Here is a 25,479-nt window from a genome sequence, read left to right as displayed (position 1 = left end):
TTTCTTCTTGTTTCTTAATTCCGTATCTTTGCAAACTAAAATTTACCTATGTCTAAGTCATTAATTCCGAAACTGGAAGCGATAAAACAACGATATAACGAGGTGGCAGACCTCATCATCCAGCCAGATGTGATTTCTGACCAAAAAAAATATTCTACACTTAACAAAGAATACAGCGATTTGGGAAAAATCGTGAAAGTATTCGATGAATATAAAGGCGCGCTTGATACTATTGCTGAGTCAGATGAAATCATTGCTGACGGTTCTGATAAAGAATTTGTGGAAATGGCAAAGCAGGAGAAATATGAAGCAATGGATAAACTTCCTGCTTTTGAGGAAGAATTAAAATATCTCCTGATTCCGAAAGACCCAGCCGATGATAAAAATATCATTCTGGAGATGCGTTCCGGAACTGGTGGAGATGAAGCTGCAATTTTTGTGGAAGATATGTACAGAATGTACACGATGTATTTCAAAACAAAAGGTTGGAAACACGAGGTTACCGATTCTAGTGAAGCGTCCAAAGGTTACAAAGAACTGATTATGAAAGTACAAGGCGAAAGCGTGTACGGAATTATGAAATTCGAATCTGGAGTTCATCGTGTGCAACGTGTTCCTGAAACCGAATCTCAAGGTCGTGTTCATACTTCTGCAATTACGATTGCGGTGTTGCCGGAAGCTGAGGAAGTGGATGTGGAAATCAATCCTGCTGATATAGAAATGCAAACTTCTCGTTCTGGTGGTGCAGGTGGGCAAAACGTAAACAAAGTTGAAACGAAAGTTCAATTAACACACAAACCTTCCGGATTGGTTGTAGTTTGTCAGCAAGCACGTTCTCAGTTGGCTAACAGAGAATTGGCTATGGAAATGCTGAGAGCAAAATTGTACGATATCAAACTTCAGGAAGTAGTTGGCGATATTGCAGCACAAAGAAAAACGATGGTTTCCACAGGTGACCGTTCTGCAAAAATCAAAACTTATAATTATCCGCAAGGTAGAGTTACTGACCATAGAATTAATAAATCTATCTACAACCTTGATGCTTATATGAATGGAGATATCCAAGAGATGATGGACGCTGTGATTATGGCAGAAAATGCTGAAAAACTGAAAGGAGAGGAAGAAGGAATTGCGTAGAAGATGTTAGAATCTAGAAGTTAGATATTAGATTCTTAACTTAATTAATAAGAGAAAGGCTCAATGAAATTTCATTGAGCTTTTTCTTATTTTTATGTCCCGTCCTAAAATAAGTTTAATCATTAATAAGCGGGATTCTACGGAAAATTTTTATTTTGATTAAGATCAATTACAATTTGTGGAATTGGTCTAAGAATTTTTAACTGTCCATTGTTTCCATTGAAGTTTGCTGCACTTGGAATCCTGTAGTTGTGCATCACAGCACGCTCTACCAATTTCCCTGTTCTTTTGAGGTCGAACCATCTTGTGTATTCGCCCAGCATCTCTCTACCTCTTTTGTCCAAGATATAATCGATATTGAACTCGGAAGCCGTTGCCGGAGCTACACCAGCTCTCGTCCTTACTGCATTTAACCTTAGTAAATCTACTGCTGGATTTCCAGCTTTCAGATAAGCTTCAGCTGCGATCAAATAAGTCTCTCCTAATCTTGCAGTAATAATGTCTCTTGTGCTCACAGGACCTGTGCTAGATGGTGTGGTAAGCGCTGGATCATCAAATTTCTTAACCGGAATGGTCTGATAATCTAAATTTTTCGTAAGTGTATAAGCTGCATCATAAGTTCCCCAATCATGATATACAAAACCAGTTGCCAACTTTGCTTCATTTGTTGTCAACCAGGTCGTTTTATCTGCCACAGTAAACCATTTTGGAGAATAGAAATGTTTGATCTTCAGCACATTCTTATCCGGCGCTCTATAAAATCATAATATTTTTCATAAACCACATTCATAAATGTAGCCGCCCATCTTGAGTCTTCTTTGGTAAATAAACTCAAAGCATAATTAGTAGGACAAAGATTGTAGCTTCTAAGTGGTGCAGAACCTCCTGTTTCAGAACCTCCAAGATAAGAACTGAAATAGTAGAACTGTTTATTTCCTAATGTTGTTGGCGAAGTAGAAGTAGATTTTGGGTCGTATTGAACAGAGAATATTGTTTCTGCATTCAAGTCATTTCCCGGAGCAAACAACTGATCATAAGACAACGACAAAGCTTGTCCAGCAATTGCCGCATCTGCATATGTAGCCGCGGTTGCAAAATCCGTCGGCTTTCCGAAGCTTTCATATCCACGTGTCAAGTGTACCTTTGCTAATAAATCATTTACAGCTTTTTTGTTCACTTTGTCTGTAGCGCTATATGCGGATGTTCCAACACTCGCCAAAGAAGCTTCTAATTCGGCTATGAAAAAGTCATAAACTTCTTCTGCACTATTTCTGTCAAACTGAAGAACAGGCGAAGTAAAGTTTTCTGTCACAATAGGAACCCCACCGTAAGTTTGTACTAATAAGAAATAGGCATTCGCTCTTAAAAATCTAGCTTCCCCAACTAGAGCTGGAACATTAGTATTTTGCTCAATAAGTGTAGAATAATAAACCGTTTTATTAACAGATTGAATCAATTGATAGCAAGTAGTATACAATTGCTCTACACCTTCAGCAGACGGGATCAACTGGGTATACTGGCTCAACCCGGCAGGTTCTGGAGATCTCCCTTCGGCATACATGTCTGTACCTGCAACGAAGAGACAAGGATCACCACCATAGATGCCTTTTTGCCACGCATAGTTTGTATTCACAAGCAATTGGAAACCAGCTGCTGTTTTGTATGTTTCATCAGCAGAAACAAAGATAAGTTGTCTTCCTCTATAAAATCGTTGCACGAACTAAACAACGCAACAAGGACACCTAATATGAATATTGATTTTTTCATGAGATTTAATATTTAGAATTTAGCACTTAAACCAAATTGTGTAGTAATAGATGCTGGCCTATTGATACCAAACGGAGAAGCTGCCCACTCCGGATCATAACCATCAAACTTTGTGAATACGAAAGGATCCAATACATTCACATAGATTCTCAATCCATTGATTTTCAAATCGCGCAACAGATTAGAACTAAAGGTGTAGCCCAAAGATATATTTTTAACCTTTACAAATGAAGCATCCCTGTAAAAAGCCATTCCTGATGCCCAGAAAGCTCCTGCTCCAGTAGCTTGTGGTCCCGGCCTAGGATTTTCTGTATTAGGATTAGCTTCTATGCCAGCGCCATTGGTAGGAATAAAGTAATCCATCACAATTTTCTGTCTTCCTCTATCTGTAGTATCTGCAAAGTTTCTATGAAAAGTACTTAGTACAGTTTGTCCCTGACTTGTGATTACAGAGAAATTGAAGTCAAAATTTCCGAATGTCAATTTAGAATAAAAACTACCTTGCCATTTCGGAACAGAGCTTCCGATAACGGTTCGATCGTTGGCATCAAATTTACCGTCACCATTCAAATCCTTTGGTCTTGCCATTCCTGGCTTCTGCCTCAAAAATGAAGTAAAAACAGAAAATAACCGAAAAAACAAAAATTATGACGAAAATCATAACCCTGTAAAGTATTATCAAAATCTAGATGATTTTAGTCACAAATACCAATCAATATCTTATTTTTTTTGAAAGGTAGAATTAATTAATAAAAACACTACTAAATGATGTTTAATTAAAGATTGCTCATCCAAATATTAAACAAAAAAAACATCCGAGATTTCGGATGTTTTACTATGATTATTTTTGTTCTTTTAGAAAGAATAAGAAACCCCAAAACTTCCATTGTTTCCAGCTTCTACAAATGCGCCCCAGTTTTCAGTAAAAAAATATCTTGCTCCAAGATAAACGCCTAAACCGAAATTTCTACCAGCAACTCCAACATTAACGCCAGGATAGATATCTATCTCAGAAGGTAATGTCAAAGCCTCTTGCAAATGAAACCCAACACGCCCGAAAACAAAAGGATTATCATCATCTTCATTAAAATAAACATTCGCTCCACCACCAACAGAGATGAGCTTAGAAAGTCCATAATCATAACTTCCAGCAATACCTGTCCCAAATCCCCAAATATTAAGACCTCCCTGAACTTTTTGGTCACCTGCACCGTTCCAAGCTTGTGAGTAAGATAAAACTCCAGCAAACAAGCCCATTGTCAATAGCAACTTTTTCATACTTCTTTATTCAATTTTAAATTGGTTTTCCATATCAAAAATAAAACCACTATCAGAGAAACGACCGTTATTATGGATTTATTATTCTTTATTTTTTCCGACTTTGGTCACCAAATGAAGTTAATAGATAGAAGAGAAAAGGCAAAATAAATATACTTCCTAAAACCAAAGCCCAACCTAGAGCAGAAATTGTTTTGGGAGCTGCACTCTCATCAAACAAAGAAAGATGACTGCCATTGGCGAAAAGAATGATATTAGGGTTGTGTTGATAAGTAGCTGCTACTAGAATCATTATAATTTGAAAACCACCTAGAAATCTAACAATTAAAAACTTCTCTCTCTTGATAGCTTCGTTTGTAAAAAGTAAACTTACCGTTGCTGCTGTAATTACAACGATTCCTAAAGCTTTGGAAAATACCCATTTTAGCAAAGGAATATCCGAATAATAGGCACTAATAAAAACCAAAATCCCAGTAATGACTACATAGACCACGGTTTCTCTTGCTTTTTTTATCATAATTGGTAAAGCATCACTGAATCTCGCTTCGTGAAGGGAAAACAATGAAGCTAAATAAGCACAAAGGGAAACTGTAAAAAAACCTACACATACACCAAAGAGATTCAACCAACTGAAAATGTACAGACTTAAGAAATCTTTTGCGTCAGTATCAATACTTCTCGAAATAGTTGCAGCGGCAATAATTCCCAAAAAGAAAGGCGTCAATAAACTAGAGTAGTAGAAAATCTGTGTATAAATCTTTTGCCAACTGTCTTCCACAGCATCATAGTTTCGAAAGGTGAAAGCTGTTCCGCGTGCGATGATTCCAATCAACATCAAAACCAAAGGAATATGAAGATAGGTAGAAACTGTAGTATAAATTGTAGGAAATCCGACAAACAAAATTACAACCGCAATAATCAGCCACATATGATTGGCTTCCCAAATTGGTGCGATGGATTTGGACATAATCTTTTTCGTCTTGTCACGATATGATTTTTTCGAAAACAATTCGATGATCCCAGCTCCGAAATCTGCACCACCTGTAATAATATATAAACAGATGGAAACCCAAAGAAAGGCAATAACTACGTAAATCATTATTTCTTGTTTTTAGGATTATAATTAGGGTCGGTTGGGTCGTATAATTTCGGAACCATTTTCAGCTGTCTTAATAGTAAGAAAATGATAATTAATGATAACGAAATGAAAATCAATGTGAAGAAGTAAAAAGAATATTGGATTCCCGGCATCGGAGTTACGGCATCAATGGTTTTCATAATGCCATAAATAATCCAAGGTTGTCTGCCTACTTCTGTCACCGTCCAGCCCGCTTCCAAAGCAATATAACCGAACGGAATTGCTGCAACAAAGGTTTTCAGATACCAGCTTTTGGTGAGCCATTCTTTTTTCCAAAAAGTGGCGATGAGGTATATCACGCCAATCAGCATCATTATGCTTCCAAAAAATATCATAATCTGAAACGCATAATGAACCACCGCAACCGGAGGCCAATGATCTTTTGGAAAATCTTTCAGCCCTTTGACTTCTGCATCAAAATCGCCCCAAGCAAGGAAACTCAAGACTTTTGGAATTTTGATAGCATATTTGATTTGTTCATTTTCTTCATCTGGAATTCCGCCAATTACGAAACTTGCACCTTTTTCAGTCTCGAAATGCGCTTCCATTGCGGCTAATTTTATGGGTTGTCTCACAGCAACAGATTTTGCAGCAACATCTCCGCTGATAGGAGCGAGCAATGCCCCAATAATCGCAAAACCTGCAGAAATCCTAAAGGCATTTGTATGGAAATTGACATTTCGTTTTTTCAAAATCATCAGAGCGTGAATCCCCGCAACTGCAAATCCTGTAGCGGCAAACGCTGCAACCGTCATATGAAAAGCCTGTGGAAACCAAGCCTCGTTGAACATCGCTTTTATGGGATCGATGTTAAGGTATTCTCCATTAATATAATCAAAACCGGCCGGACTGTTCATCCAAGCATTAGCTGCTACAACCAAAATACCGGAAGCTAATCCACTTACTCCAACTACAAAGCCGCAAAACCAATGAAACCATTTGTTGAACTTATCCCAACCATAAAGGAAAAAACCTATTGCAATTGCCTCAATAAAAAAGGCCGTTCCTTCTAGAGAAAATGGCATCCCAAAAATCGGACCTGCATGTTCCATAAACTTTGGCCACAACAAACCAAGCTCAAAAGACAACATCGTTCCAGAAACCGCACCTGTTGCGAAAAGAATGGCGACACCTTTGCTCCAAGCTTTGGTGAGTCCTTTGTAAACCTCGTCTTTGGTCGTGAGATATTTGTAATGTGAAAATGCCATCAGAAAAGGCATCACCATACCTACACAGGAAAATATGATGTGAAAGCCCAAGGACATAGCCATTTGAGATCTGGCAGCTAGAAAATCATCCATAAACTACATTTTGCTTATGTAAAGTTAGGTTTAATTTCAATGTTTCATTTATGTTTGGTCAAGACAATTGTCATACTTCTCGAACTTATTTCTCTAATATTAAATTTTTAAGTGCAACGAATCTCTTATTTCCCTTGCAAAATTGCCTTATTGATTTCATTAATCAACTCTGGACCTTCGTAAATGAATCCTGTGTAAAGCTGAACAAGAGTTGCGCCTGCTTCCAGTTTTTCAATCGCATCTTGCGCGGTATGAATTCCACCAACACCAATGATTGGAAAAGATTTTCCACTTTTTTCTGATAAAAATCTGATGACTTCCGTAGAACGTTTTGTCAATGGTTTTCCTGATAATCCGCCCATTTCAGATTTATTTTCTGAAACCAAATTTTCTCTGGACAACGTTGTATTCGTTGCGATTACACCAGCAATTTGAGTTTCTTTAACGATATCAATAATATCCAAAAGCTGAGAATCAGTTAAATCCGGAGCGATTTTCAAAAGAATTGGCTTTTGTTTTGGCTTTTCAAGATTGAGGTTTTGAAGTGTTGATAACAATTCTGTCAACGGTTTTTTATCCTGAAGTTCACGGAGATTGGGTGTGTTTGGAGAACTGACATTGACCACGAAATAATCCACGTAAGGAAATAATTTCTCAAAACAGATTTTGTAATCGTTAACCGCTTCTTCGTTCGGTGTGACTTTATTTTTCCCGATATTTCCGCCAATCAGAACATTTTTGTTTTTTTTCAGACGTTCAATTGCTTCGTCAACACCGCCGTTATTGAAACCCATTCTGTTGATAATCGCAGAATCTTCTTTCAGTCGGAACAATCTTTTTTTATCGTTTCCAGCTTGAGGTTTCGGCGTCAATGTTCCGATTTCTATGAATCCGAATCCAAGGTCAGACAACTCATTAAACAACTTGGCGTCTTTATCAAAACCAGCGGCTAATCCAACCGGATTTTTGAATTTCAATCCGAAAACTTCACGTCCCAGACGTTTATCCTCAATTGGTTTTGGTAGAAATAATTTGGCAAGAAATCCGAAATTCTTCAGAATAGAAAATGTAAAATGATGAACTTCTTCGGGGTCAAATTTGAAAAGAAGCGGGCGAATGAGGCTTTTGTACATCGGAGAAAAGTTTTACAAATTTACGTTTTTGTGAGGATAATTAATTAAAATTAAAGGGAAAATTAAACACAAATGCACAATGAATACTTTTTTACCACAAAAGGCACAAAAGAAATCTGTGGAAAATCTTTTGTGCCTTTTGTGGTTTAAACAACATTTTCAGAATTCAGGAAGAATAATCTAAAATCTTTATATCTTTACTTAGATTTTATCCGAAATTTTAAATGATTCCACATACTTTTTATAAAAGTTTAATTCATATATTTTTCCTTTTGTTTTTGCCTTTTCAAGCTTTTGCTATGACGCCAAAAGACTGCGAAAAAATGGTCATCAAGGCTGTGGAAGCGATGAACAAAAAGGAATTTGTAAAGTCGCTGCAAATCCTTAGCAAAACCAAAAAAATTGCGCAGGACAACCATTGGTATCGGGAAGAATTTCTGGCTGTCAACAACATCGGCGCCAATTACTATATGATGCTGGATTATGGCGAGGCGCTGAATAATTATTTGGATGCTTACAAAATTGCCGTTGCTCATTTAGATGAAAAATCGGAAATGACAGTTCTGAACAACATCGCAATTCTCTATTCCCGAGACAACAAAATTGATAAAGCCAAAGATTATTTTTCCAAAGCTTATGAATTAGCCGGAAAAGTTAACAACAACATTTCCAAAGGATTATACGCCATTAATCTGACTATTGTTTATAATGAAAAAGGCAGTTACAAAACAGCCAAAAAATATATTGATGAGGCTCTGAAGCTGACTGCTGATTCGCCGTATTATCTACTGGCAAAGTCAACGTATATGGAAACATTGGTCAATCTCAAACAATATGATGCAGCAGAAAAAATAGCCAATGAACTGCTTCCGAAACTGAATGGTGTGGAATATGCCGAGTATAGAACGCAGGTTTATTATAATCTTTCAACAATTGCTGAGCAAAGAAATGACCTTCAGAAAGCGTTTCAATTTTTGCAAATGGCCGAGAAAAACAATCTCAACTTCGATTTTAAAGAAAACCTTTTCGAGAGATTCAGCGCGCTATACAAAAAAGCGAATAATATCGATCGCGCTGTGTCTTACAAAGATTCGATAATGGCGGTGAAAGATTCGGTGAACAGGATTAAAAACGGGCAACTTTTCGAGAACAGTAAAATCAAATTCGAGCTTCACAATTCGCAAAAGGATTTGGCAGAGAGCAAAGGTCAGCTGACCTCGCAACGTTCTTTTTTCATCAAAGGAATTTTGCTCGCTATTTTCATTGTTCTGATTATTTTCTGGGCCTTGAGAAACAGCATCGTCAAAAATAAGCAGCAGAAAATCATCGAACAGAATAACGCAGAAATTGCCAAACTGGAACTCGAAAAAGAAAAAAAGAATAAGGAAATTCTTGAAAATCAATTAAAAGAAAAAGAGGTTCTGGCGCTTCTGGAACAGGAGAAATTCAAAAACGAACTGGAAGCCAAGAACAGAAAACTCACTACTAAAGCACTTCAACTCTCGACAAAAATCGAATTGATTGATGACCTCATCAAAACTTTGTCCCGAGAATCTGATGATTTGAAAAATGTGGACCTCAGCAATATCATTCAGCAATTTAAAATTCTCCAGAAGCAGACACACGAGGAAGAAAGTTTTCTGGTTCACTTCGAAGAGGTGAATCAGGGTTTTATCAACAAACTGAAACAGCTGCATCCGGACCTTAATTCCAATGACATCAGATTCCTGTCTTATGTTTATATGAACCTTTCTATGAAAGAAATCTCAATTATTTTCAACATCACGCCGGAAGCCTGTCGCAAACGAAAGAAACGGATTGTTAAGAAAATGGGATTGGACGAGAATATTGACCTATATCATTATATAACAGTTATTTAGCGAAAATGTCACGCTTTTTCTAAGGGAATGTCCTACTATTTCTGCATTAATTTTTTGTATTGCTAACATTTATCATAACATTTGTTTGATAAAATTAGATATATGAAATCGCCGTGATTTGGAAAATTAAATTCCAATTAAAAATGAGCGATTGCATAAGGCAATTAAAAAATCAAAATTTACTTATGAAAAAATTTACTCTTTTAGCGGGATTTTTATTGGCGCTTTTTACCAATGAAACAGATGCACAAGTTCAGGTTTTGGGCAAAAATGAATTCGGGAGAATTTTTGAGGTGACATACAGCACTGCTGAACAAAATACCATTTATGCAACAACGATTACCAACCATATTGTGGTTTCCAAGAACAATGGCTTTTCCTGGGAAGTCTTTTATTCGGTTCCAACGGAAATCGGAAATATCACCAAACTGAATATTAGCAAAAATGGCTCATTCCTTACGTTTTCTACTTTGAAGAACGGAATTGGTGAAGTTCACATTTTTGACATTGCTACCAAAACGATTACGCGAACCTTCTCAATGCCAAATTATTCAGAAGGCGCTTATGTTTCGGCTTATAATTTCTTTGGCGATGATCAAGACAACCTGATTGTGAGTTCGCAATTTCCTTTGGGTTTCGGAACTGCCAACCGTGTTTTCACTACCAATGACGGCGGACAAAACTGGAAAGAAATCTACTATTCTATGGATAATAACAAAATTATCACCAGTTACGTCGCCTTCAACCCGGCTGATAAAAACAAAGTTTATATTGCAAATGGCAACGGTAGCCAAGGTGTTTATGGCGGTTTGATGATTTCTGATGACGGTGGTAATACTTTCGCTACAAAGCTTGAAGGCAGTGTTCTCGCAACGCTGGAGTTCAACCCAAATAACCCGAACGAAATCTACGCTGGGACAGGAATCAGCTTTGGAGCGAGTCCGGAAAAACTGCATCATTCTACAGATGGTGGCGCAACCTGGGAAGATAAAAATATCACCTGGGGAAGCAATGGAATTCTTAACAACATTATTGATATTAAATATAACCCACTGGATAACAACCACATCATTGTTTTAGAAGAAGATGAAATTGTAACTTCCAAAGACGGCGGCGCAACCTGGCAAAATGTAGAATATCCTTATGACAATCTGGACAGCTATTATTACGGAATCAAAGCAAGTTTTAACCCATTCAAGGCAGGAGAACTATTTATTACAGCGAATTACAAACCATTATTCTCCGTAGACAACGGAACGACGCTGACGCAGATTCAGACGCCGTTTTTCAGTTCGACCGGAAGAGTAACATTGTTCGAAAAAGACAATTCGAAACATCTTTTTTACAGCGTTCAGAATGGTTTTGTACACAGAAATCTGGCGGATAATTCTGAGAGTGCTTTTGACATTCAGGCTCTTAATATTTTTACCAATAATAACGGTCCAGCTTACATTCCGGATTCTAAAAAAGAAGGCAGAGTTTATTCTTACAAAGGCGGATTTTTGGGTTCTACTTTGGCGGTAAGTGATAATTTTGGTGCTGATTTTTCTCCAATTTTCGAAACATTTACAAATGGCTTGACTAATGTAATTCCTGATCCGCAGGTTAACAATCAGGTTTACGCAACATTCAACAATTGGGACCAAGGCGAATTGGATAAAATCAACTTCAACAATCCGAGTGATATTATCGTGACCAATATTCCGCTTCCAACTCAAGGTGCAGTTTACAAAATCCTGCATCCAAATAATATTTCGGACGAGTTTTTCATTCTGTAGGTTCAGAAATTTATAAAACAACCAATGGCGGAACAGATTGGACAGCAGTTACCATTGACGCTAATTTCCCATTTGATGCTGTAGTTTTTGATATTTGTCAAAATCCTAAGAACACAAATCAGCTGGCTCTCGCAACCTCACAAGGTGTTTTTGTTTCTAATGATAAAGGTGTAACGTGGAATCAGGTGTCAGATTTTGTAGCCTTCAAGGTGGATTATTCTGATGTCAATAATGGCGTTCTTGTGGCAGCGACCTACACATCGATGTATACAACTTTCAATATTTTCTATTCCGTGGACAATGGCACTAACTGGAAAAATGTTGACCGTGATGATTTGCTACAAACCGAAACTAATTCTATCTCGGTTGATTTCTCAGACAAAAAAGCCTTCATTTACATTGCGTCTGCAGATTTGGGATTGTTAGGCTATAATTTGAATTTGGACGTTTTGGCAACCGGCGAAGCTTCCGGAGACAAAGCAAAAGTACTGGTTTACCCGAATCCTGTTGTTGATGTTGTACACGTTGATGACAAGAATCTGAAATCTATTGCACTTTACAGTATGGAAGGCAAAAAACTAGTGGAAACTCAATCCAACGAACTGAATGTTTCCAAACTTCCAAAAGGTGTTTACGTGCTAAGAATCGTAACATCTGACAACAATATTGTAAGCAAAAAAATCATCAAAAAGTAATAGTTAGTAAAAATGAATTGATGAAAATTGATTGGAAAAGCTTCTCGAATTGAGAAGTTTTTTTTGTTTTTATAATCTTCAAAAACTAAATAAATTCCTCGAGATTAAAATTCAAAATTTTCCCTATTTCTAAAAAATTAGGATTCACATTCAGACTTGCGTTGATGGAAATAGTTTGATTGGTAATTGGATGTTTAAAATTAAGTTGATGAGAATGCAAAGGCATTGCAGTAATATTAAAAGTATTGACCCATAACTTATTTTGTTTATTGCATCCGTGTTTTCTGCAACCCAGAATCGGATGCAAAATATGTTTGAAATGTTTTCTTAACTGATGAAATCTCCCGGTTTCGGGAATGGCTTCTACGAAAGAATAACGAGAAGTTGGATGTTTTAGAAATGGCAAATCTATTTCGGAAGTTTGCAGACGACGATAATAGGTGATTGCGTTTTGGACAATTTCATTTTCATTGGTCAAATCGTAGTCAATTGTTTCTTCCTCTTTTGTCCAACCACGCAGAATCGCCAAATATTTCTTTTCAACTTCACGATTCATAAACTGGTCACTTATTAATTTGAGGGTTTCTTTATCAAAAGCAAATAGCAAAACGCCCGATGTTTTTCGGTCCAAACGATGAACAAGATGAACATTTTTGCCAATTTGATTCGTTAATTTCTCTACCGCATATTCGTCTGCTGGACCTGCATATTTTGACTTATGAACTAAAAGTCCGCTCGGTTTATTGATGGCAATAAGATAATCGTCTTGGTAAAGAATTTCTAACATTGGGCAAAAGTAGAGATTTCCGACTAAACTCTAGCCCTGATTGTAGCGGCATCCTTTTGTCTGCCTTGCACAACGGAGTGGAGAAAGGCAGACAAAAGATATAGCGGAAAGCAGGTTCCCGGCTCCTAAAAAAAATCATTCAAAATCACTTAAAATCGTTATTTTTGCACTTCAATTCAACATAAATTATGGCAAAGCAAGAAGATGTTTTCAAAAAAGTGGTTTCCCACGCTAAAGAATATGGTTTTATTTTTCCTTCCAGCGAAATCTATGACGGACTTTCGGCAATCTACGATTACGGACAGAACGGCGCGGAACTGAAAAATAATATCAAACAATACTGGTGGAAAGCGATGGTTCAGCTGAACGAAAATATCGTGGGGATTGATTCTGCCATTTTTATGCATCCAACCATCTGGAAAGCTTCCGGACACGTGGATGCGTTCAACGACCCGTTGATTGACAACAAAGATTCTAAAAAACGTTTCCGTGCGGATGTTTTGGTGGAAGATTACTGCCTGAAAATTGAAGACAAGGAAAATAAAGAAATAGAAAAAGCGGCAAAACGTTTTGGTGACGCTTTCGACAAAGCTGAATTTGTAGCAACCAATCCTAGAGTTTTGGAGTACAGAGCAAAAAGAGAGGCTATCCTTTCCAGACTGGCAAAATCTCTTGAGAAAGAAGATCTTGCAGATGTGAAAGCTTTGATTGAGGAATTGGAAATTGCTGACCCAGACACTGGTTCTAAAAACTGGACGGAAGTGAGACAATTCAACCTGATGTTTGGGACCAAATTGGGCGCTTCCGCAGATTCTGCAACCGACCTTTACTTAAGACCAGAAACAGCTCAAGGTATTTTCGTGAATTATCTTAACGTTCAGAAAACTTCTCGTCATAAATTACCTTTCGGAATTGCTCAGATTGGTAAAGCATTTAGAAATGAGATTGTTGCGAGACAGTTTATTTTCAGAATGAGAGAATTTGAACAAATGGAAATGCAATATTTCGTTCCGCCGGGAACTGAGTTGGAGTTCTATGAAAACTGGAAAAAAACACGTCTTAACTGGCACTTGGCGCTTGGTTTAGGCGAAGATAATTACCGTTTCCACGACCACGAAAAATTGGCGCATTATGCTAACGCTGCTGCTGATATCGAGTTTAATTTCCCATTCGGATTCAAAGAATTGGAAGGAATTCACAGTAGAACGGACTTTGACCTTTCAGCTCACGAGAAGCATTCTGGTAGAAAAATCCAATATTTTGACCCAGAAAGAAATGAGAATTATGTGCCTTATGTTGTAGAAACTTCTGTTGGTTTGGACAGATTGTTCTTAGCAATTTTCTCAACTTGTCTTAAAGATGAAGTTTTGGAAGATGGTTCGGAAAGAACAGTTTTAAGTTTGCCACCAGCTTTGGCTCCTGTAAAAGCAGCAATTCTTCCATTAGTTAAAAAAGATGGTTTGCCTGAATTTGCTGATAAGATTTTCAATGATTTGAAATTTGATTTCAATGTGATTTTTGAAGAGAAAGACAGCATCGGAAAACGTTACAGAAGACAAGATGCAATTGGAACGCCTTTCTGCATTACAGTTGATCACGATTCTTTGAATGACAACACAGTAACTTTGAGATACAGAGATACAATGGAGCAGGAAAGAGTTCCTGTTTCTGAATTGAGAAGAATTATTGATGAGAAAGTGAATTTCAGAACTTTGCTTTCTAAGATTTAAGTCTTCGAGAACCTCAGACTGACAATTTTAATAAAATAAAAATCCCGACATTTGAGTTCGGGATTTTTTATTTTAAGCCATGAATCAAACAATTAAATTCTCTGCAGAAATCCAGCAACATCAAAATATTAATGCGGCTTTTGTCAATTTTCCATTTGATACAGTTGAACTATTTGGAAAGAAAGGACAAGTTAAAGTCAAAGTCTTGTTTGATGATAAAGTTGAATATCGTGGAAGCCTTACTAAAATGAAATCTGATTGTCATTTACTTGGTTTAACACAGGAAGTCAGAAAAGAATTAGGAAAAACATTCGGAGATACAGTAGAAGTTAAACTTTGGGAAGACAAAGAAGAACGAATCGTTATTATTCCAGACGATGTTCAAGTATTGCTCAATCAAAACGAAAAAGCGAAAGAGTTCTACGAAAAAATGTCCTATACACACAAGAAAGAATATATCCGTTGGATAGAAGAAGCCAAAAAAGAGGAAACACGCGAACGTCGAAAAATCAAAATGATAGAAATGCTTTTGGAAGGTAAAAAAGGAATTTAATCAAAAAAAAGGAACTCAGTTTTGAGTTCCTTTTTTTATTATTTGATTTTCGAAAGCACGTCTACCGTTTCTTCCAGATAGAAATCTCTTTCAAGATTTTTTCTCCAGTTTTCTGTTTTCTTAGCAAATGCTTCGTCTTTTTTGATTCTTTCTGCTTCGTCCGGATGAATGGTAAATTTCAATCCGTTATTGAATTTATCCAAACCTTTGAACTTATCAATTTGCGCTTTACGTGTTTTCATCAGCTCATTGAATTTAGTTTGATTCAAAGTGATTGTTTCTTCTTTGTCAAGCGCTTCTTTCCATTCCGCAGATTCCTGTAACATTTTGTAATTCTTGTTATCAGCCAATTGCTTGTCTAATTCTGCCTGCAGTTGAGGAATATTAAGTCCAGTCAATTTTTTATAAGAAGTTGTTTCGATTTTGTCCCAAGGCAAAGCGAATTGGTCAAAACGTTCTCCAACCTCTGAGTAAGAAAAGAAATCCTTCATCTTAAGGTCAGATTCCACGCCTTTTCTTTGAGTAGATTCTCCTGTGATTCTATAGAATTTTTGAATTGTCAGTTTCAAAGCTCCAAAATCATCATTCGTATTCAAGAATCTGTTAAGCTCTACAAAAGTCTGAACCGTTCCCTTTCCGAAAGAACTTGGCGAACCAATTACAGCCGCTCTTCCATAATCTTGAAATGCTCCTGCCAAAATCTCTGAAGCCGAAGCCGACAATTCATTTTGCATCACAACAAGCGGTCCTGTCCAGATTGGTTCGTTGGATTTATTACTCAAAGTCTGAACTTTTCCGCGACTGTCTTTTACCTGAACATAAGGTCCAGCATTCATAAACAATCCTATAATATCGCCAACTTCTGTCAAAGAACCTCCACCATTACTTCTAAGATCAAGGATGATTCCTTCAACGTTTTCTTTCTTAAGCTTGATTAATTCCGCTTTAATATCGTCAGAAGCATTTCTGCCTTTCGGGTCTTCAAAATCTACGTTGAAACTTGGAAGATAGATAAATCCATATTTTTTTCCGTTTTTCGCAGTCACAGCAATACTTCTTGCAAAAGTGTCTTCAATAGCCACTTCTTCACGAATCATCGTTACCTCTTTGATGGTTTTATCTTTTTTCTCAACAGTCAAAGTTACAGGCGTTCCTTTTTCTCCTCGGATTAATCTCACAGCTTCATCGGACAACATTCCAACAACGTTGACTGGTTCTTCATTTGGTTTTGATTTTACTTTAAGGATTTTATCCCCAGAAGTCAGTTGTTTTGATTTCCAAGCCGGTGCACCGATTGTCAATTCTCCAAGATATAAGTAGCCTCTTTTTTCTTGAATCAAAGCACCAATACCAATTATTTTTCCGGTGAATTGAGCATCAAATTCTTCCTTGTTTTTCGGCGAGAAATAGTTTGTGTGCGGGTCAAAAACTTCTGTGTAAGCGTTCATGTAAACTGTAAACCAGTCCATTTTCTTTCTCTTTTTGAATCTTCTGAAAGAGTCCGTAATCAAGTCTTTAACTTCTGCAGTTGCTTTCTCGCGCTTCTTTTCCATAGAAAGTGGCGCATACTTGATAGTGTCTTTCAGTTTGTTGTTGACAACAGAATCTTTCTTCTTTTTCTGAGCTTCTTCTTTGCTGTTCAACGTTTCAATTTCCTGAAGGATATTATACTTGATGTATTTTTTCCATTCTTCGCGTTGTTGTTTAGCATCAATTGGGTTCACTCTCTTCTTTGGCTCAAGAATCAATTCGTCATTTTCTTCCAAATTAATAGGCTTGGAAAGAATATCCTGAGTCATTTTATCAATCTCATCAACACGCTGATAAAGTCTGTCAATAGTCAATTTATAAAAAACTAAATTTCCTTGATTAAGATAATCATCCAGCTTTGTATAATGCTTTTTGAACTCATCCATATCAGACTGTAGAAAATATCTTTTGGAAGCATCTACGCCTTCAAAATATTTGTCATAAACATCCTGGGAATAAGCATCATTAATTGGTTTTGGACTATAATGAAGATAAGAGAGTGTATTTTTAACGCTTACCATGATGGTCTGCATTTTTTCATCATCATTTTGTGGAGAGTTGAAACAGAACATTAGCGTCATAAGAGGCGCAAACATCAATAGTTTCTTTAACTTGATTTTTTTGAACATATATTTTAAATCTGTACTAGGATTAGTATTTTTTTTCTTTTGAAAGTTACGAGTACATTCAAAAACAAAACCAAATTTAACACCTTATTTTAATTAAAGTATTATAAATTGGTTATTTTTGAAAGAATTATGAAAATATCGCAAAAAGCAAAAAATATTAAAGAAAAATTATGAGTAAACCTTTGATACTGGTAACCAATGATGACGGAATCACAGCACCGGGAATTAGAAAATTAATCAGCATAGTCAACCAAATAGGAGATGTAATTGTAGTAGCACCCAATTCTCCACAAAGCGGAAAAGGACACGCAATCACAATCAACTCCACTTTAAGCTTCGAGGAACTGAATCTTGATGGACCTCAAAAAGATTTCTCTTGCTCTGGAACACCTGTAGATTGTGTGAAAATGGCATTAGATAAAATTCTTCCAAGAAGACCAGATTTGGTGGTTTCCGGAATCAATCACGGTTCTAATTCTTCCATTAATGTGATCTATTCAGGAACAATGTCTGCGGCGGTAGAAGCTGGAGTAGAAGGGCTGCAAGCAATTGGTTTTTCACTTTCAGATTTGAAATGGGACGCAGACTTTGACCAAGCAGAAGAATTTATCAAAGAAATTATTCTTAAAACACTCGAAAATCCAATGCCTAAAGGTGTAGTGCTAAATGTAAACATTCCTAAACTACCTAAAGAAGATATAAAAGGAATCAAAGTTTGTAAACAAGCCAACGCAAAATGGGAAGAAAGCTTCGATGAGAGAACCAACCCACACGGTAGAAAATATTATTGGCTCACGGGTTATTTCAACAATATGGATCAATCCGAAGATGCAGATGAAACAGCTTTAGCAAATGGATACATCAGCATTGTTCCTGTAAAATTTGATTTGACTGCTTATGAGTACATGAATGAGCTAAACTCTATTTATCAATAAAATTAATGAATGGAGATTATCAAACAATATCTTCTTTCCAAAGGCATTCCTCTGGAAGAAAAACAATGGGCAGAATTTTCCAAAAAAAACATTAGAACCGAGTATAAAAAAAAGGATATTATTTTAAAAGTAGGAGAAGTAGAAAATTATCTTTCCTTCGTGGAGTCTGGTGTTGCTCGGCTTTTTTTTGAGAAAGAAAACAAAGATTTGACCATTAGATTTGTTTTTAATTATCAATATCTTACCGTCTATGATTCTTTTACACAAAGAACACCTTCTAGATGCAATGTAGAAGCTTTGACAGATATTGTAGTGTGGCGAGTTCATTACAACGATTTGCAGGAACTTTACAAATCTCACACTGTTGGAAATCTCATTGGAAGATTGACTGTGGAAAACTTGTATGTGGAAAAGCTGAACCGAGAGTTTTCTCTTTTGAGTGAAAGTGCAGAAGAACGCTATCTGAAAATTATGAAAGAACAACCCAATCTATTTCAGATACTTCCGCTAAAACATATTGCTTCCTATATGGGCATAACTCCACAAGCGCTTAGCAGAATCAGAAAACGAATTTCTTAACCGAGGTTCATTTTATTTAACATAAAATTGTTCTATTTTTGCAGAAATCAAAAGGTTTAAGAATCCAAATGATGGAAAAATAAATAAAAAAGCATTCAGTTTTGACTGAATGCTTTTTTTTTTACTAAATTTCTTAATTGAAAGCATTGTCATAAGTCATCGATGAGAAATCGATTTTTAAAATAGCTTTTGAATCAATTGGGTTTCCATTGCATTTTGCAGGAATCCAAGTTTTATTAACCTTTGTTGCTGCATCTTTCAAATCTTTCAGAAAAGGTTCGCTGTTCGCCACTTTTGGTCCTGCTTCAACTTTGGATAGAACGCCATCTTTTGTGATGTCCATTTTTACAAAGAATAATCCATTGATGGTATAAGTATTCCAGTTGACATTTTGCTGCAGTTTTTCTTTCAATGCTTTGATATAAGCATCTGTTCCACCTGGAAATCTCAGACTTTTAAAGTCAGAAGGATTACAATTGGCGTCTTTGATTTGATAAACACCTCGAACATTATAAGTCACAGAACTAGCAGTTGCATCCATCATAGGAATATCGATATTCATAGATTCTTCTACATCATTATTGGCTTGAGCAAAAGAAAAAGAACCAATTAATAAACTTAACGAAAATAATATTGATTTCATAGTATTTGATTTTGTAAAAATGATAAAAGAAAAGTTGCTAGGAATAAATCTATCTTTCATTAAAACTTACCGAAAATTTTAAAGGAAGTGATTTTTTTTGTTTTATAGCTATGCCATCAAGATAAGCTGGATTCCATTTGCCATTCATTCTTTTTAGTGTTCGAAATATCTCTTTTTTAAAATCTGCATTGTTAATATCTGGAGAAAGAATAGGATTGATAATTTCTCCGTTTTCATCAACAACAAAATCCAAATAGATACTTCCGTTCACATGATAATCTTCAAAAATAGACATAAAATTATCATGTACATCTTTATTAAGTTTTTTTTCTCCTCCTTTATAGGTTGCAGGAATATAGTACTGGTAAGGATTATAAGAATCTTTATAACTTCCGAAAAGATGACTAGGGACAATGAACAATCTTACAATAGCATCGTATTTTACATCTTTTACAACAGCCGGTTTCCAGGATTTCTCATTCTTTAATTCTTTTAATAAATCTAACGTTAATTCGTAAGCACATTTATTTTTAGTAATATTGACTGTGTCGAAGTCTGTTATAAATTTCAACTTAGAATCTTTCGTTAATAATAATTTAGCCTCATAAACTTCCTTTTTGCTATCACAAGGCTTAAGATTTTTATGATGAATGATACGGTTAATTTCTTGATAGAGTTTGGAAACACCTCCTTCATAATAATCCTGATCTTGTGGAAATGATTCCAAAATTTGAGCGTTGGCAAAGTTTATAAACAAGAAGAAGATGCCCAAAAAAAAAGTTTTCATTGATATAAAGTTATTAGTTTCTAAAATTAAAAAAACTTTGCTTTTCGAGCAAAGTTTTTAAAAATTACAAAACTTCTATCTGATTTTTTAACAAATCCTCGAACTCGTCTCTTTTTCTTATCAAATGTGCTTTTCCGTCAAGGAACATTACTTCCGCAGGTTTCAATCTAGAATTGAAATTAGAACTCATTTCAAAACCATAAGCTCCGGCATTTCTGAAAACAATAATATCACCTTCTCTCACTTCATTGATTTTTCTGTCCCAAGCAAAAGTATCTGTCTCACAAATGTTTCCAACCACAGTATAGATTCTTTCTGGACCTTTTGGATTGGAAAGATTCTCGATAATATGATAAGAATCGTAGAACATCGGACGAATCAAATGATTGAATCCGGAATTAACACCCACAAAAACAGTCGCAGTTGTTTGCTTGATAACATTCGATTTTACTAAGAAATGTCCACTTTTGCTTACCAAGAATTTCCCCGGTTCAAACCAAAGTTGGAATTTTTTTCCTGTAGATTCTTCGTGTTTTTTAATCGCAGCGTTAACTTTTTTCCCAAGAGATTTCACATCCGTTTCGATGTCACCGTCTTGATAAGGAACTTTGAAACCGCTTCCCATATCCAGATATTTTAGATTTGGAAAATGTTCTGCCAATTCGAACATAATTTCCAGACCTTGCAGGAAAACATCCGGGTCTTTGATTTCGCTTCCCGTGTGCATATGAAGCCCTTCAACATTGATGTTGGTAGATTTCATAACACGCTCGATGTGACGAAGCTGGTGAATAGAAATTCCGAATTTAGAATCAATATGTCCTGTTGAAATTTTATAATTTCCTCCTGCAAAAATATGTGGATTGATTCTCACAAAAATCGGATAAGAACCACCGAATTTATTTCCAAATTGCTCCAAAATCGAAATATTATCGATGTTAATGTGAACATTCAGAGACATTGCTTCCTCGATTTCTGCAAGGTCAACACAATTTGGAGTGAAAAGAATTCTATCGTTTGAGAAACCTGCTTTCAAACCTAGTTTAACTTCGTTGATAGAAACGCAGTCAAGAGAAGCGCCAAGTTTTTCGACGTATTTCAGGATATTGATATTGGTTAAAGCTTTGGCTGCGTAGAAAAATCTTGTGTTCTTCGAGAAAGAAGAAGTCAGTTTTTCGTACTGTTCGCGTATCGAATTAACGTCATAAACATAAACGGGTGTCCCGAATTCTTTTGCTATACTTAGCAAATCCTGATTTGTCATAAGGTAGATTTTTAAAAATAAAAAGGCAGATTCTTGTAAAAAGAGTCTGCCGCAATAGATATCTTATGCACGCAACTCTTTATACATTCCAAACCTTAGAGAACCTTACAGCTCCCTTTTTTCCGATTTTGCTTTGTTTAAAATATTGCATTGCTTTTGTTAAAATTTTTCGCAAAATTAGAGTTTATCTGTAAATCCTGCAATGTTTTGGGTTGATTTTTATTTTGGGCAGCTTTATCCGCCTGTAGTTTATCCTAAGTTTATCGAAGGGCTCCCAATCTTTTTTGCAGACGATTTTCCATTTAAATAAAATTCGAAGGTTGGCAAAAAAGGATTTCCACTCAAATCGAGCTGTGGGATTCTACATAAAACATTAGTTCCCATAAAAAATATACTTTTGTCATTTCTTAGGAATCTAGACAGTCTAGATTCCTAAGAAATGACAAACTTCACGGTAAATACTATGCTAAAATTTGAAGTCGTATTGTCGCGACCTGACTTACCTCATCATCTTTTATATTTTTTTATTTGAATCGATGAATCTCGTTCCTCGCTTTGAGCAGACTCTTCGAGAACCTCAGAGTGACAAGCTCGGAATAAACTACAGACGGAAAAAGTAGCCTGAATCAATATTTCAAAAACTGACATTTGTCATTTATTTTAAATTATACTTGTTCAGTATGAATTGAGTTTTTACTTTTGCACAGGCTTTTTTTTAAAACACTATTATGTCAGGAAGAATGTTTTGTTGCTACGATTTAACTTTTCAAATATATATGAAGAAGTAATAATAGTGTGTTTATTTTGAAAACCTTTCATACTTCTATGTGAAAGGTTTTTTATTTTTTAACTAATGAATAAAAATGATTGAACTGATAAACGTTTCCAAACGTTTTACTACTAAAAATAAGGTTGTCCAAGCCTTGTCGGACGTTTCCCTGACTGTTGAAAAAGGGGAAATATTCGGTGTAATTGGAACTTCGGGCGCAGGAAAAAGTACGCTTATCCGATGCGTGAATCTTCTGGAAAAACCAAACGAAGGAAAGGTAATTGTTGATGGAATTGAATTGACAAAACTTTCAGATTCTCAACTGACCTTGGAACGAAGAAAAATTGCGATGATTTTCCAGCATTTTAATTTGTTATCATCAAGAACTGTTTTTGATAATGTGGCTTTTCCGTTGGAATTAGAAGGAAAATCTAAGTCGGAAATTAAGGAGAAAGTGAATTCTCTTTTGGAATTGGTTGGACTGAAAGAAAAAGCAAAAGATTATCCCGCGAATCTTTCTGGCGGACAAAAACAGAGAGTTGCGATTGCAAGAGCTTTGGCAAATGACCCAAAAGTTCTGCTTTGTGACGAAGCAACGAGTGCACTAGACCCAGCAACCACAAAATCGATTTTACAACTTTTGAAATCTATCAATCAAAAACTAAATCTTACAATTCTTCTCATCACTCACGAAATGGAAGTGATTAAAAGTATTTGTGATAAAGTTGCCGTGATTGACAATGGACAATTGGCAGAACAAGGAAAGGTGGAACAGATTTTTATTCATCCGGAAAAAGAAATCACAAAAGGTTTCATTCAATCTTCTCTGAATGTGGAATTGCCTTCGATTTATCAGAATTCTATCAGTAATATTAATAGTGAAGACAACAATCCTTTGGTCAAAATTCTCATTAGTGGAAACGAAGCTCAGAGTTCTGTTATCATTAATTTATACGAAAAATTTAATGTTAAAGCAAAGATTATCAGCGCCCAACTGGAATATGTTGGTCACTTGAACTTCGGAGTTTTGCTTTTGGAACTGAAAGAAGGAAATACCAATGAAGCATTGGCATACTTGGAAAATGAATATACAAACACAGAAATTTTAGGTTATGTCGGATAGTATTATCAATTTGTTATTTCAAGGAACAATTGAGACGATTGTAATGACCTTGGTTTCAGGATTTTTCGGATTTGTTTTAGGACTACCGACGGGAATTTTTCTTTTCCTCACAAGAAAAGGCCAATTATTGGAAAATAAGATATCACACCAAATCGTATCAATTATAGTCAATGTTTTCCGCTCGATTCCATTTATCATTCTCATTGTCTGGATGATACCTTTCACTAGAACTATTGTCGGAACGTCGATTGGCGTTGCAGCAGCATTGGTTCCACTGAGTGTAGGTTCCGCTCCATTCATTGCGAGATTGGTAGAAAACAGTCTGTTGGAAATACCTTCAGGTTTGATAGAAGCAGCGAGAGCAATGGGCGCAAAACCGCTTCAAATCATCCGAAAAGTCCTTTTACCGGAAGCTTTGCCGTCATTAATCAATAATGTGAGTATTACATTAATTACTTTAGTTGGTTATTCTGCAATGGGAGGCGCAGTCGGCGCTGGTGGATTGGGACAAGTTGGTTATCAATACGGTTATATCGGATACGATTTTGCGGTAATGAATTCTGTCCTCATATTATTAATTGTGCTGGTTTTCATTATTCAGATTTCTGGAGACCTGCTTTCGAAAAAATTCAATCATAGATAAATAATTTGCAGCTAGCAATTAGCTTTTTGCTTTAAAATTAGAATTATAAATTATAAAAAAATGAAATCGAAAATATTTGCTTTAGCATTGGCTATTATTACTTTATCAGCCTGCAACAAAAAAGAATCAAACCCGAATGTTCTAAAAGTCGGAATCGCAACCGGACCTGAACAAAATCTTGCCGAAGCCGCAAAAAAAGTAGCAAAAGAGAAATATGGTTTGGATGTAGAATTGGTTACATTCAACGATTATGTTGTTCCCAATGAAGCTTTAAGTCAAGGCGATGTGGATGTGAATGCTTTTCAGCATTTGCCTTATTTGGAAGAACAATCTAAACAGCGCGGTTATAAATTAGCTGTTGTGGGGAAAACTTTTGTATTTCCAATTGTTGCTTATTCTAAAAAGATAAAATCAGTTTCCGAGTTACAAGCCGGTCAAACTATTGTGATTCCAAATGATCCAACCAATGGCGGACGTTCTTTATTATTATTACAAAAACAAGGTATTTTAAAGTTGAAAGACAGCGTTGGATTATTGCCAAAAGTAACTGACATTGTCGAGAATCCTAAAAATCTTAAAATCCTAGAATTGGAAGCGCCACAAATTCCAAGAGTTTTGGAAGATAAAGAAGTGGTTTTGGCAATCATCAATAATAATTTTGCTGCTCAGGCTGGCCTTGACCCTGCAAAAGAAGGCTTATTTTCTGAAGATAAAAATTCGCCTTACGCAAATCTAATTGTTTCTAGAGAGGACAATAAAAATGATGAAAAAGTCAAAAAATTTGTACAAGCTTATCAATCTCCGGAAGTAGAATCTGCTGCTAAACAAACCTTCAAAGGAGGTGCTGTAAAAGCGTGGTAAAACTTTCACGTTATATCTAGTTTTTTTTAAGTTGGCGATTCTGATTGAATCGCCAATTTTATTTATAATTCATCAAAAATTAATTATGATTTATAAATTATAATTAGTTAGAAATCAAGTGATATCAATTATGAATGTTTTTGAAAAGCTATTAGTTATTCTTTCTCAAAAAAAACAGATTATGATTTAAATTATTTTATTATTTTTATTAATTCTAAATAAATGAGTTTGCACAAAATTTAGAAATATGAGAATGCTTTGAAATCTGTAGAAGTTCTTTCCATAACAGGACAAAAAATTCTTGAAACTAAAGAGACTAATGTCGACGTTTCTCGTTTGACTTCAGGAAACTACTTCATCAAAATAATTTTTGAGAACGGAAAAACTACAACTAAGAAGTTCGTAAAGAAGTAAAATTCTTTTCATTTAATTATTAATAAAAAGAATCCGTCTCACAACTTGAGGCGGATTTTTTTTGGTTATAATTGTTATTTTTTGTATATTTATATCTGATAATCAGATATTTGTCTATGAATTTC

24 protein-coding genes are annotated in these 25,479 nt (G+C 35.7%); 12 read left to right on the top strand and 12 right to left on the bottom strand.

All coding sequences use genetic code 11. From position 1 onward, the window contains the following. The first annotated feature begins 48 nt into the window (after nt 1–48). Nucleotides 49–1,137, top strand: a complete 1,089-nt coding sequence (gene prfA, locus DRF58_RS12380) for a peptide chain release factor 1 (protein WP_116035873.1) — start codon at nt 49–51, stop codon at nt 1,135–1,137. Between the two features lie 137 nt (nt 1,138–1,274). Here prfA and DRF58_RS18750 read toward each other — a convergent pair whose 3' ends face one another. The 7 genes from DRF58_RS18750 to DRF58_RS12350 all read right to left on the bottom strand — a co-directional run bounded on the left by DRF58_RS18750 (nt 1,275) and on the right by DRF58_RS12350 (nt 7,754). Next, nucleotides 1,275–1,874, bottom strand: coding sequence for a RagB/SusD family nutrient uptake outer membrane protein (locus DRF58_RS18750; protein ID WP_245955440.1), 600 nt, complete (start codon nt 1,872–1,874; stop codon nt 1,275–1,277). Next, the gene (locus DRF58_RS18745; RefSeq protein WP_245955438.1) at nt 1,868–2,854 is read right to left on the bottom strand and encodes a RagB/SusD family nutrient uptake outer membrane protein; all 987 of its coding nucleotides are present in this window, start codon (nt 2,852–2,854) and stop codon (nt 1,868–1,870) included. Before DRF58_RS18745 ends, DRF58_RS18750 begins: the two co-directional genes overlap by 7 nt. A 62-nt stretch (nt 2,855–2,916) precedes the next feature. Then, nucleotides 2,917–3,492 carry a hypothetical protein gene (locus DRF58_RS12370; protein ID WP_245955430.1) on the bottom strand — a complete coding sequence of 192 codons (576 nt, stop codon included), beginning with the start codon at nt 3,490–3,492 and terminating at the stop codon, nt 2,917–2,919. Between the two features lie 267 nt (nt 3,493–3,759). Then, nucleotides 3,760–4,182 carry a DUF6646 family protein gene (locus DRF58_RS12365; RefSeq protein ID WP_116035871.1) on the bottom strand — a complete coding sequence of 141 codons (423 nt, stop codon included), beginning with the start codon at nt 4,180–4,182 and terminating at the stop codon, nt 3,760–3,762. An 88-nt stretch (nt 4,183–4,270) separates the two neighbouring features. Then, on the bottom strand, nt 4,271–5,281 hold the full coding sequence (locus DRF58_RS12360) for a cytochrome d ubiquinol oxidase subunit II (protein ID WP_116035870.1): 1,011 nt from the start codon (nt 5,279–5,281) through the stop codon (nt 4,271–4,273). Continuing rightward, nucleotides 5,281–6,621, bottom strand: coding sequence for a cytochrome ubiquinol oxidase subunit I (locus DRF58_RS12355; protein WP_116035868.1), 1,341 nt, complete (start codon nt 6,619–6,621; stop codon nt 5,281–5,283). Before DRF58_RS12355 ends, DRF58_RS12360 begins: the two co-directional genes overlap by 1 nt. A 125-nt stretch (nt 6,622–6,746) precedes the next feature. Beyond that, the gene (locus DRF58_RS12350) at nt 6,747–7,754 is read right to left on the bottom strand and encodes a quinone-dependent dihydroorotate dehydrogenase (RefSeq protein ID WP_116035867.1); all 1,008 of its coding nucleotides are present in this window, start codon (nt 7,752–7,754) and stop codon (nt 6,747–6,749) included. Between the two features lie 299 nt (nt 7,755–8,053). On the opposite strand from DRF58_RS12350, the gene DRF58_RS12345 reads away from it, so the two are divergent. The 3 genes from DRF58_RS12345 (at nt 8,054) to DRF58_RS12335 (ending at nt 12,107) form a co-directional block, all read left to right on the top strand. Next, the gene (locus DRF58_RS12345; protein WP_157966730.1) at nt 8,054–9,634 is read left to right on the top strand and encodes a tetratricopeptide repeat protein; all 1,581 of its coding nucleotides are present in this window, start codon (nt 8,054–8,056) and stop codon (nt 9,632–9,634) included. Between the two features lie 185 nt (nt 9,635–9,819). Further along, a complete protein-coding gene (locus tag DRF58_RS12340) occupies nt 9,820–11,412 on the top strand; it encodes a sialidase family protein (RefSeq protein ID WP_116035863.1) in 1,593 nt (530 codons plus the stop codon). A 185-nt stretch (nt 11,413–11,597) separates the two neighbouring features. Continuing rightward, nucleotides 11,598–12,107 carry a T9SS type A sorting domain-containing protein gene (locus DRF58_RS12335; protein WP_116035861.1) on the top strand — a complete coding sequence of 170 codons (510 nt, stop codon included), beginning with the start codon at nt 11,598–11,600 and terminating at the stop codon, nt 12,105–12,107. 85 nt (nt 12,108–12,192) lie between these two features. On the opposite strand, the gene DRF58_RS12330 is transcribed toward DRF58_RS12335, so the two are convergent. Further along, the gene (locus DRF58_RS12330) at nt 12,193–12,894 is read right to left on the bottom strand and encodes a pseudouridine synthase (RefSeq protein WP_116035860.1); all 702 of its coding nucleotides are present in this window, start codon (nt 12,892–12,894) and stop codon (nt 12,193–12,195) included. 188 nt (nt 12,895–13,082) lie between these two features. Here DRF58_RS12330 and DRF58_RS12325 point away from each other — a divergent pair, with 188 nt between their 5' ends. Together DRF58_RS12325 and DRF58_RS12320 are read left to right on the top strand one after the other, a co-directional pair. Beyond that, nucleotides 13,083–14,624 carry a glycine--tRNA ligase gene (locus DRF58_RS12325; protein WP_116035858.1) on the top strand — a complete coding sequence of 514 codons (1,542 nt, stop codon included), beginning with the start codon at nt 13,083–13,085 and terminating at the stop codon, nt 14,622–14,624. 79 nt (nt 14,625–14,703) lie between these two features. Continuing rightward, on the top strand, nt 14,704–15,177 hold the full coding sequence (locus DRF58_RS12320) for a YdeI/OmpD-associated family protein (protein ID WP_116035856.1): 474 nt from the start codon (nt 14,704–14,706) through the stop codon (nt 15,175–15,177). 38 nt (nt 15,178–15,215) lie between these two features. On the opposite strand, the gene DRF58_RS12315 is transcribed toward DRF58_RS12320, so the two are convergent. Then, the gene (locus DRF58_RS12315) at nt 15,216–17,336 is read right to left on the bottom strand and encodes a carboxy terminal-processing peptidase (protein ID WP_116035855.1); all 2,121 of its coding nucleotides are present in this window, start codon (nt 17,334–17,336) and stop codon (nt 15,216–15,218) included. A gap of 170 nt (nt 17,337–17,506) precedes the next feature. Here DRF58_RS12315 and surE point away from each other — a divergent pair, with 170 nt between their 5' ends. Further along, nucleotides 17,507–18,271 carry a 5'/3'-nucleotidase SurE gene (surE, locus tag DRF58_RS12310; protein WP_116035853.1) on the top strand — a complete coding sequence of 255 codons (765 nt, stop codon included), beginning with the start codon at nt 17,507–17,509 and terminating at the stop codon, nt 18,269–18,271. Nucleotides 18,272–18,280: 9 nt separating this feature from the next. Beyond that, complete coding sequence (locus tag DRF58_RS12305) at nt 18,281–18,850, top strand: Crp/Fnr family transcriptional regulator (protein ID WP_116035852.1); 570 nt, start codon at nt 18,281–18,283, stop codon at nt 18,848–18,850. A 133-nt stretch (nt 18,851–18,983) separates the two neighbouring features. Here the strand turns inward: DRF58_RS12305 and DRF58_RS12300 are convergent, their stop codons facing one another. From DRF58_RS12300 to lysA, 3 genes are all read right to left on the bottom strand, one after another. Next, nucleotides 18,984–19,493: a hypothetical protein gene (locus DRF58_RS12300; RefSeq protein ID WP_123902408.1), complete on the bottom strand. Its 510-nt coding sequence runs from the start codon at nt 19,491–19,493 to the stop codon at nt 18,984–18,986. A gap of 49 nt (nt 19,494–19,542) precedes the next feature. After that, nucleotides 19,543–20,280, bottom strand: coding sequence for an energy transducer TonB (locus DRF58_RS12295; protein WP_116035848.1), 738 nt, complete (start codon nt 20,278–20,280; stop codon nt 19,543–19,545). A gap of 64 nt (nt 20,281–20,344) precedes the next feature. After that, nucleotides 20,345–21,544 (bottom strand): diaminopimelate decarboxylase, encoded by a 1,200-nt coding sequence (lysA, locus tag DRF58_RS12290; protein WP_116035847.1) that lies wholly within the window; start codon nt 21,542–21,544, stop codon nt 20,345–20,347. A gap of 863 nt (nt 21,545–22,407) precedes the next feature. Between lysA and DRF58_RS12285 the strand changes: the two genes are divergently transcribed. The 4 genes from DRF58_RS12285 to DRF58_RS12270 all read left to right on the top strand — a co-directional run bounded on the left by DRF58_RS12285 (nt 22,408) and on the right by DRF58_RS12270 (nt 25,354). Further along, a complete protein-coding gene (locus tag DRF58_RS12285) occupies nt 22,408–23,436 on the top strand; it encodes a methionine ABC transporter ATP-binding protein (RefSeq protein ID WP_116035845.1) in 1,029 nt (342 codons plus the stop codon). After that, a complete protein-coding gene (gene metI / locus DRF58_RS12280) occupies nt 23,426–24,079 on the top strand; it encodes a methionine ABC transporter permease MetI (protein WP_116035843.1) in 654 nt (217 codons plus the stop codon). Before DRF58_RS12285 ends, metI begins: the two co-directional genes overlap by 11 nt. 60 nt (nt 24,080–24,139) lie before the next feature. Continuing rightward, complete coding sequence (metQ, locus tag DRF58_RS12275; RefSeq protein ID WP_116035841.1) at nt 24,140–24,940, top strand: methionine ABC transporter substrate-binding lipoprotein MetQ; 801 nt, start codon at nt 24,140–24,142, stop codon at nt 24,938–24,940. A 258-nt stretch (nt 24,941–25,198) separates the two neighbouring features. Further along, entirely contained in the window at nt 25,199–25,354 is a 156-nt protein-coding gene (locus tag DRF58_RS12270) for a T9SS type A sorting domain-containing protein (RefSeq protein WP_116035840.1), read from the top strand. The last annotated feature ends 125 nt before the right edge of the window (nt 25,355–25,479 follow it).

The organism is Epilithonimonas hispanica (assembly GCF_003385395.1).
Taxonomy (GTDB): Bacteria; Bacteroidota; Bacteroidia; order Flavobacteriales; family Weeksellaceae; genus Epilithonimonas; species Epilithonimonas hispanica.
The sequence above is the reverse complement of the archived record's forward strand: the minus strand, read 5'-3'. Positions and strand labels throughout refer to the sequence as shown.

Bases quoted from the DNA above. Each gene is read 5' to 3' on its own strand.
- DRF58_RS12315 (WP_116035855.1), bottom strand. From the start codon at position 17,336: ATGTTCAAAAAAATCAAGTTAAAGAAACTATTGATGTTTGCGCCTCTT.
- DRF58_RS12365 (WP_116035871.1), bottom strand. From the start codon at position 4,182: ATGAAAAAGTTGCTATTGACAATGGGCTTGTTTGCTGGAGTTTTATCT.
- DRF58_RS12345 (WP_157966730.1), top strand. From the start codon at position 8,054: ATGACGCCAAAAGACTGCGAAAAAATGGTCATCAAGGCTGTGGAAGCG.
- DRF58_RS12370 (WP_245955430.1), bottom strand. From the start codon at position 3,492: ATGGCAAGACCAAAGGATTTGAATGGTGACGGTAAATTTGATGCCAAC.
- DRF58_RS12350 (WP_116035867.1), bottom strand. From the start codon at position 7,754: ATGTACAAAAGCCTCATTCGCCCGCTTCTTTTCAAATTTGACCCCGAA.
- DRF58_RS12305 (WP_116035852.1), top strand. From the start codon at position 18,281: ATGGAGATTATCAAACAATATCTTCTTTCCAAAGGCATTCCTCTGGAA.
- metQ (WP_116035841.1), top strand. From the start codon at position 24,140: ATGAAATCGAAAATATTTGCTTTAGCATTGGCTATTATTACTTTATCA.
- DRF58_RS12295 (WP_116035848.1), bottom strand. From the start codon at position 20,280: ATGAAAACTTTTTTTTTGGGCATCTTCTTCTTGTTTATAAACTTTGCC.
- DRF58_RS12285 (WP_116035845.1), top strand. From the start codon at position 22,408: ATGATTGAACTGATAAACGTTTCCAAACGTTTTACTACTAAAAATAAG.
- DRF58_RS12360 (WP_116035870.1), bottom strand. From the start codon at position 5,281: ATGATTTACGTAGTTATTGCCTTTCTTTGGGTTTCCATCTGTTTATAT.
- DRF58_RS12355 (WP_116035868.1), bottom strand. From the start codon at position 6,621: ATGGATGATTTTCTAGCTGCCAGATCTCAAATGGCTATGTCCTTGGGC.
- DRF58_RS12340 (WP_116035863.1), top strand. From the start codon at position 9,820: ATGAAAAAATTTACTCTTTTAGCGGGATTTTTATTGGCGCTTTTTACC.
- DRF58_RS12300 (WP_123902408.1), bottom strand. From the start codon at position 19,493: ATGAAATCAATATTATTTTCGTTAAGTTTATTAATTGGTTCTTTTTCT.
- DRF58_RS12325 (WP_116035858.1), top strand. From the start codon at position 13,083: ATGGCAAAGCAAGAAGATGTTTTCAAAAAAGTGGTTTCCCACGCTAAA.
- metI (WP_116035843.1), top strand. From the start codon at position 23,426: ATGTCGGATAGTATTATCAATTTGTTATTTCAAGGAACAATTGAGACG.
- surE (WP_116035853.1), top strand. From the start codon at position 17,507: ATGAGTAAACCTTTGATACTGGTAACCAATGATGACGGAATCACAGCA.
- DRF58_RS12320 (WP_116035856.1), top strand. From the start codon at position 14,704: ATGAATCAAACAATTAAATTCTCTGCAGAAATCCAGCAACATCAAAAT.
- DRF58_RS12330 (WP_116035860.1), bottom strand. From the start codon at position 12,894: ATGTTAGAAATTCTTTACCAAGACGATTATCTTATTGCCATCAATAAA.
- prfA (WP_116035873.1), top strand. From the start codon at position 49: ATGTCTAAGTCATTAATTCCGAAACTGGAAGCGATAAAACAACGATAT.
- lysA (WP_116035847.1), bottom strand. From the start codon at position 21,544: ATGACAAATCAGGATTTGCTAAGTATAGCAAAAGAATTCGGGACACCC.